This window comes from Lactobacillus nasalidis (assembly GCF_016587775.1).
In the GTDB taxonomy this organism is placed as follows: Bacteria; Bacillota; Bacilli; order Lactobacillales; family Lactobacillaceae; genus Lactobacillus; species Lactobacillus nasalidis.
Genome location: NZ_BOCG01000166.1, coordinates 1 through 6,058 on the forward strand (window position 1 = coordinate 1; position 6,058 = coordinate 6,058).

Sequence of the window (6,058 nt, forward strand, 5' to 3'; positions counted from 1 at the left end):
GCTGGCAGCACAAGGCTACCAAGTAGGCGGCTGCCGCTTGCCGCTGGTGCCTTTGAACGATGAAGAAAAAGAAGAGCTTGCCACGGCCTTGAAGTTGCCTAAGGACGCCTTGCTTGGCCAGTTGACGCGTGATTTGGAAGGAGCATAAAAATGACCAGAGTTTTACTTGCCGGCTTTGCCGGTTCAATGGGCCAGCAGGTCGTTAAGCTGGTAAAGGAGATGCCAAGTTTTGAGATTACTGCAGGTCTGGCCCACCATTTAAAAAGCAATGATCCAGCTGAATACGGCTTGCCGGCAGAAGCCAAGCTGTACACCAGTCTGGCAGAAATTCCAGCAGATGCAGCCGACGTCTGGATCGACTTCACCGTGCCAGCCTCTGTTTACCAGAATGTCCGCTATGCTTTAGAAAACGGCTACCGGCCAATAGTCGGAACGACCGGCTTAACGGATGAGCAGGAGAGTGAACTGACTGAACTTGCCAAAGAAAAGGGATTGGGCGGCTTAATCGCTCCTAACTTCGGCATGTCAGCTGTTTTGCTCATGAAGTTTGCCCAGGAAGCAGCCAAGTACTTCCCGGATGTGGAAATTATCGAAATGCACCACGAAGACAAGAAAGACGCGCCATCAGGTACGGCTTTGGCAACTGCCAAATTGATTGCTGAGGTTCGCAAGCCTCACCAAACCGCACCAGAAGCCTCTGAAAGCCTGCCTGGCGCCCGCGGGGGAGATTACCAGGGCATCAAGCTGCATGCCGTCCGCTTGCCAGGCTATGTGGCTCATGAGCAGGTCTTGTTCGGCGGCAAAGGCGAAGCCTTGACCATCCGGCAGGATTCATTTGACCGTTCTTCCTTCATGAGCGGCGTCAAAGTAGCCTTGGAAAAGGTGCAGGAACTCGACAGTCTTTATGTTGGACTGGAAAACATCTTGTAGTCCAGCGAAAACAGAACTAAACATTAAAAAGAAAGGTTAAAGCTATGCCAGAAGTAGACCCCAGCTTGCGAGCTTTGGGCAATCAAGCGCTCTCGCGGATTGCTCCCTCAGCCATCCGTGCTTTTGATGATGAAATTTCACAGGTACCAGGGATTATCAAACTGACCCTGGGCGAACCGGATTTTGCAGTGCCTGAACATGTTAAAAGAGCCGCGATTCGCGGAATTGAAGCCGATGATTCCCACTATGGGCCGTCAAAGGGAAAACTGGCTTTGCGGCAGGCTATCAGCAACTACCTCGCGGATACCCGGAAAGTCAGCTATGATCCGGAAACTGAAATCATCGTGACGGACGGGGCAACTGAAGCAGTTACCGCCAGCCTGCTGGGCCTGCTCAATCCTGGCGACAAGGTCCTGGTGCCAACGCCTGTTTTCTCTCTTTACTTCACCAACATTGAAATGGCTGGCGGGGAAGTGGTGATGATCGATACTTCGGCTACTGGCTTCAATCTGACGCCTGAGCGGCTGGAAGAGGAAATTTTGGCTGCTGGCGACAGGGCAAAGGCAGTCATGCTGAACTACCCGTGCAACCCGACCGGGAGAACATACTCCAAGGAGGAACTGACGGCTCTGGCTGCCGTGATCAAGAAGCACCACCTGCTGGCCATCTGTGACGAAATTTACAGTGAGCTGACTTACGACCAGGAGCACTTCTCTTTGGCCAGCCTTTTGCCGGGACAGGTCATCTTGATCAGCGGCCTGTCCAAGTCACACGCTATGACCGGCTACCGGCTCGGATACATCGCGGCTCCGGCTGAGCTGCTGCCAAACGTGGCCAAGGCTCACAGCTTCATGGTAACCTGCGTGGACAACATTGCCCAAGACGCTGCTATTGAAGCATTGACCAACGGCTTGGATGATCCGAAGGCCTTCAAGGAAGCTTACCGGCGCCGGCGCGACTTTATGGTTGAGAATCTGACCAAGCTGGGCTTTGAAATGGCCGTACCGGACGGCGCTTTCTATATTTTTGCCAAGATTCCGGAAAAGTTCGGCAGCGATGACTTCGCATTTGCCGAAGACGTGGCCAAGAAGGCGGGAGTTGGCTTGATCCCGGGCAGCGTTTTTGGCAAGGGTTCAGCAGGGTATGTGCGGCTTTCATACGCCGCTGCCGATGACAAACTGAGCCAGGTGATCGACCGCCTGCGGGATTACGTGTCAAAACTTTAATGATTGCAAAGGAGACAGCAGTTGGCTGTCTTTTTTGATGGCGAATGTTATAATGAGTGAAGAATCTAAAGAATTATGAATGCAAGGAGCAAGATAAATGTCTGAATACCCACAACTTAACCTTGACCAAGCCAAGGGCCCGAAGGCTACTCTTAAGACCAACCATGGCAACATCGTCATTCAGCTCTTCCCGGAAGAAGCACCGATGACCGTTGAAAACTTCGTCCGTTTGGCGCAAAAAGGCTACTATGATGGCGTGACCTTCCACCGCGTGATCAGCGACTTTATGATCCAGGGCGGTGACCCGGAAGGAACAGGTGCTGGCGGTCAAAGCATCTGGGGCCACAACTTTGAAGACGAGTTCTCCAACGTGCTTTTCAACCTGCGCGGGGCCTTGTCAATGGCCAATGCCGGTCCAAACACCAACGGGTCACAATTCTTCATCGTGCAGAACAAGAACATGCCAAAGCGCTTTATCCAGCAGCTGCGCGACGCACAATACCCAGAAGAAGTTGTCAAGGCCTACAAGCAAGGCGGCACGCCATGGCTGGACCACCGGCACACTGTCTTTGGCCAGGTTGTTGACGGCATGGACACGGTTGATGAAATTGCCAAGGTTGCCAAGGACGGCAACGACAAGCCGCTTGAAGACGTCGTAATCGAAACGATTGAAATCGCTGACTAACAAGAACTAGGAAAGGTTTGCGTGAGTGAGAAAGTGAAGATAAAGCGCAGTCGGCTGGTTAAGCTGCTGTTTGTGCTGGCGGTTGCCGCGTTCCTGGCGCCAGTTTCCGGCACCAAAGCGGTTGAAGCCAGTGATCAGCCGTTTTATAAAAATGCCATGGTCAACACCTATGTCTATAATGGAAATGGCAAACGGACCAAGGATAAAAAGATTATTGCCGGTCAAGCCGTGCCATGCTATGATATGCTCAATTATGTCAACGACAAGGTCTATATCATGGTCGGCAGCAACAAATACGTTGCATACATGAACGTGGTTGGTCTGGAGTGCAAGCTTAAGCACAACAGCTATATTTATTCCAGCAAGGGCCGCCGCCGGGCAAACACCGGCACGCTGCTTAAGAACGGTTCGGTTACTATTTACGGCGGCAAGAAAACGATCAATGGCAGCAAATATTGGGCAATCGGCGTTGGTTTGTACGTCAAGGCAAGCAATCTTGATATTCCCAAGACAGAAGTCACGCCTGATCCGGCTACGCAGAATCAGACTGCGGATTCGCAAACAACTTAAAACAACAGAGGCACTGCAAGCAGCAGTGTCTTTTTTGTTTGAGGGGGAGAGTTTTTGCTTTTTGACACTAGTTCCAATAATACATATTATGTAAAGTTAAATATAAAAGACATGAGGGGGAGGCAGATCTTCAGCAAAGAGCTGGTCCTGTAATTGACCTGGATTCCTGGCATTTAAGCTCAAATAATGATTATCTGTGGCTGACTCGTTCTAAACGCGAAACAAGTTTGCTATAATTCAGATAAACTTTTTGCTTTGGAAAGACATTTGCTGATTGGAGATGAGACTTATGTTCAGCTACAAGATCAATGACGACCTGCAGTTGGCCATTCCAAGACTGACTGACGGTGCAGCCTTGTATGACTTGATTGACCGGAACCGTGACAATCTGTCTTATTATTTGCCCTGGGTTGACCACGTTCATGACGCACAGGCTGAAATTGATGCCATCAAGAATGATTTAGCTAGATTTGCTGAAGGCAAAGCCTTGGACCTGTTGATTTGGTATCATGGCCGTCTGGCTGGCAAAATCAGCCTGAATTCGATAGAAGCAATGTATTCTGAAGCAGATATTGGCTACTTTTTAGGCAAAGAATTCCGCGGCCGCGGGATCATGACGATGGCTGCCCGGGCCATTATTGACATCGCCTTTGAAGAATACGGCTTGCACCGGATTTCGCTGCAATGCGCGGCAGACAATCTTCCAAGCAATAATGTCGCCAAGCGGCTGGGCATGAACTTTGAGGGCTGCCATAAAGGCCGCTTGATTCTCAAAGACGGCTATCATGACAGCAACGAGTACGCAGTGCTTGCTGAAGAATGGGCTGCTGTAAAAGGAAACAGCTAAGCTGCCCTTGCTGGCAAAGCCTGACATTTCGGCAACTTTTTGTGCTTGTAAGTTTAAAACTGAAATTTTAATGACAGACATTTAAAGACTACTCTGAAGATGTTCAAATTATTGTTTAGAGATTTTTGGGCTTTTTTGCTTATAAAATAAAAAATAAACCACGGCGTCTTGGCCGCGGTCAATCTAGAATATTTCTACTTGGCGCTTCCTTCTGGCTGACGAAGCGCTTTTTTGTTTGCCTTTTAGATGACGAGGTTCAAAGATTTTGGCTGAACCACCAGATGATATTTGTCAGCCTCCTTCTTCTCACCGTCCAGATTCATGGCTGCCTGCGTGGTAATGACGCAGTCCTTAACCTGCCCGACTACCACGTCTTTGCAGCTTATCAGGTCTTTTCGTAAAATTTTATAGATATAGTACGGAGCAAACAGACGGTTGACTTTTGGCAGAATTACCATGTCGATTAAACCGTCGTTGATCTTGGATTTGGGAGAAATTTGGAAGCCCCCGCCATAATAGCGGCCATTGCAAAAGGCGCAGAGCGTGACTTGGTCGTTAAAAAGCAGCCCATTTTTGCCCATGACTTTTACCTTAGCAAACTTATAGCGGCTGATGTTTCGCAGTATTGAAGCAACATATGCGGCACTTTTGGGCGTTTTAACGTCATGAACGGTGTTGGCAATCAAGGCGTCCAGGCCAAAGCAGCCGACGTTGATGCAGTAGCGCTCATCATTGACCAAAATTGTATCTACAGGCGTGGCTGGCCGGTCTAAAGTAGCTTTGAGGATGGCTTCAGGCCGCATGTGCCGGTGAATTGCCCGGGAAAAGTCGTTGCCGGTACCAAATGGCAGACAAACGACTTCATGATCCGTATGTACCAGATTTTGGATGACTTGATTAAAGAAGCCGTCACCGCCGACTGAGTAGAAACGGGTCTTTTCCGGGTAATTTTTGACGATTTCCTTCACGTGGTCCTTATACTCACTGAAATAGATCTCGTAGTCTCTCCCCTTCATCACCCTTTCGATCTTCTTTATGAGGGAATCGCTCTTGGACTGATCTGGATTTGGCTTGATTAGAAAAACGTGCTTCATGTGTTGTATCGACTTCCTTTTACAATAATTTAATGAAAGCACAATCTTGCCGATTTGTACAGAAGCTAGGCAGCAAAAAAGGGGGCAGCTATCGCTGCCTCCCCTGTCCCCTCCCCCGTCTTCTGGGGGAGAATTTTGGCTTTTACGTATTATTAATTTTTAGCCGCGTAAACATGGCCGTACCGGACAGACTACGGTTTTTACTGCCGAAAGCCAGTCAGCTCGCCAAGGAATTTCTTGCTTTAGCCAAAAAAGTTTTCCCACTGAAGGCAATTTAACATAATTTTTGATATGGATAGTTAAACAGATAATCTATGCAGACAGTGCATGCTGGTATTTTTAACTGCTATTTTTCAGACCGCGGTCAAGCGACTACAATCTAGTTAATAATTAATTGATCAGAGGATTGACCATGAAAAAAAGAAAAATTATCTGGATTGTTGGTCTAGTTTTTGTATTAATTCTGGTTACAGGAGGAATCATGTTTAACTATTTTAACAAGCAAGAAGCAAGCAGTTTGGGTCCCGTCGTCGGCAAGATTGCCAATCAGGAGATCAGAGCCAACCAGCTCTTGAGACGCGGCAGCAAGTGGGCTGGCGGCTACGGAACCCCGTCTGACGGCGATGATACCAATAAGGGATCGCAGCCGGTCCGAGTGCACACTAAGAATGCCAAAAGCTTGATCATCTACTGGTCCCGGTCGGGT

The 6,058-nt window shown here is 48.8% G+C and carries 6 protein-coding genes and 2 pseudogenes; 7 read left to right on the forward strand and 1 reads right to left on the reverse strand.

The genetic code is table 11. The features are described from left to right. From lacNas_RS14125 to lacNas_RS03070, 6 genes and pseudogenes are all read left to right on the forward strand, one after another. Window positions 1-148, forward strand: a pseudogene (locus lacNas_RS14125) (4-hydroxy-tetrahydrodipicolinate synthase); the annotation flags it as partial. A 2-nt stretch (window positions 149-150) separates the two neighbouring features. Further along, complete coding sequence (gene dapB, locus lacNas_RS03050) at window positions 151-930, forward strand: 4-hydroxy-tetrahydrodipicolinate reductase (RefSeq protein WP_201330998.1); 780 nt, start codon at window positions 151-153, stop codon at window positions 928-930. A 44-nt stretch (window positions 931-974) separates the two neighbouring features. After that, complete coding sequence (locus lacNas_RS03055; RefSeq protein ID WP_201330999.1) at window positions 975-2,156, forward strand: aminotransferase class I/II-fold pyridoxal phosphate-dependent enzyme; 1,182 nt, start codon at window positions 975-977, stop codon at window positions 2,154-2,156. 97 nt (window positions 2,157-2,253) lie between these two features. Continuing rightward, a complete protein-coding gene (locus tag lacNas_RS03060) occupies window positions 2,254-2,841 on the forward strand; it encodes a peptidylprolyl isomerase (protein WP_201331000.1) in 588 nt (195 codons plus the stop codon). 21 nt (window positions 2,842-2,862) lie between these two features. Beyond that, window positions 2,863-3,411: an SLAP domain-containing protein gene (locus lacNas_RS03065; RefSeq protein ID WP_244660678.1), complete on the forward strand. Its 549-nt coding sequence runs from the start codon at window positions 2,863-2,865 to the stop codon at window positions 3,409-3,411. Window positions 3,412-3,700: 289 nt separating this feature from the next. Next, window positions 3,701-4,258, forward strand: coding sequence for a GNAT family N-acetyltransferase (locus lacNas_RS03070; RefSeq protein WP_201331001.1), 558 nt, complete (start codon window positions 3,701-3,703; stop codon window positions 4,256-4,258). A gap of 242 nt (window positions 4,259-4,500) precedes the next feature. Here lacNas_RS03070 and lacNas_RS14130 read toward each other — a convergent pair whose 3' ends face one another. Then, entirely contained in the window at window positions 4,501-5,352 is an 852-nt protein-coding gene (locus tag lacNas_RS14130; protein ID WP_244660679.1) for a diacylglycerol/lipid kinase family protein, read from the reverse strand. 481 nt (window positions 5,353-5,833) lie between these two features. On the opposite strand from lacNas_RS14130, the pseudogene lacNas_RS03085 reads away from it, so the two are divergent. Next, window positions 5,834-6,058 (forward strand): annotated as a pseudogene (locus tag lacNas_RS03085) (hypothetical protein); the annotation flags it as partial.